Origin of the sequence: Ancylobacter oerskovii, from assembly GCF_018390555.1 — a bacterium.
GTDB lineage: Bacteria > Pseudomonadota > Alphaproteobacteria > Rhizobiales > Xanthobacteraceae > Ancylobacter > Ancylobacter oerskovii.
The window spans coordinates 1-886 of sequence record NZ_JAHBGB010000021.1 but is presented as its reverse complement, the minus strand read 5'-3'; the positions used below and the strand labels follow the sequence as shown (position 1 = coordinate 886).

The 886-nt window shown below is 65.1% G+C and carries 1 pseudogene; it reads left to right on the top strand.

Annotation, left to right across the window (positions count from 1 at the left end):
• Positions 1-886, top strand: a pseudogene (locus KHC19_RS25880) (integrase core domain-containing protein); the annotation flags it as partial.

Sequence of the window (886 nt, the reverse complement as noted above, 5' to 3'; positions counted from 1 at the left end):
ACAAGGGGCGCTTACCGCGACCGCAGCTGAAGAAGAGGTGGTTCCCGCCTCTGCCTTTCGGGGCGCAGCAGGAGCAGATCCGCGAACTGCACGTCTGTTGGGCAAGAAGACGCTGGAGGTGGAGATTCTCCAGGAAGCCCTCACCGTGGCGGAGGATATAAAAAAACGGAGATTGCGGTCGCTGTCGCTCCCAAAGGACGGTTTGCCGTGAGTACCGTCGCCGCGACGCTCGACGTGGCTCGTTCGCATCTCGCTGCGCGGCTGGCGCAGCGGACGGCCGGGCGCTCGCCACAGCGCAGAGGCCGTCCGCCCCTGCCGGAAGAGGCGCTGCTCGCCGCGATCGAGGCGGTCATCGCCGACATGCCGACCTACGGCTATGCCCGCCACGACGGCCGCATCGCGGTTGCGCGCTCCAATCTGCGCTGGTGCTCCGACGGCTTCGAGATCGGTTGCGACAACGACGAGAAGGTCCGCGTCGCCTTCGCACTCGATTGCTGCGACCGGGAAGCCATTGGCCCTGTCGCCACCACCGAGGGAATCGAGGGCGAGGATGTCTGCGACCTGATGGTCACTGCGTCGAGCACCGCTTCGGCGGGATCAACCGCCTGCCGCAGACCATCGAATGGCTGACCGATAACGGCTCCTGCTTCATCGCAGGACCGACCCGTCGCTTTGCCCGCGAGATCGGCCTGGAACCGCTGACCACCCCGATCCAGAGCCGCAGAGCAACGGTATGGCCGAAGCCTTCGTGCGCACCTTCAAGCGCGATTACATCTCGGTGAATCCCGTCCCCGATGCCAGAACCGTCATGCTCGCCCTGCCGAAATGGTTCGACCACTACAACGAGCTTCACCCGCATCGGGCGCTCGGATATCGTTCACCCCAC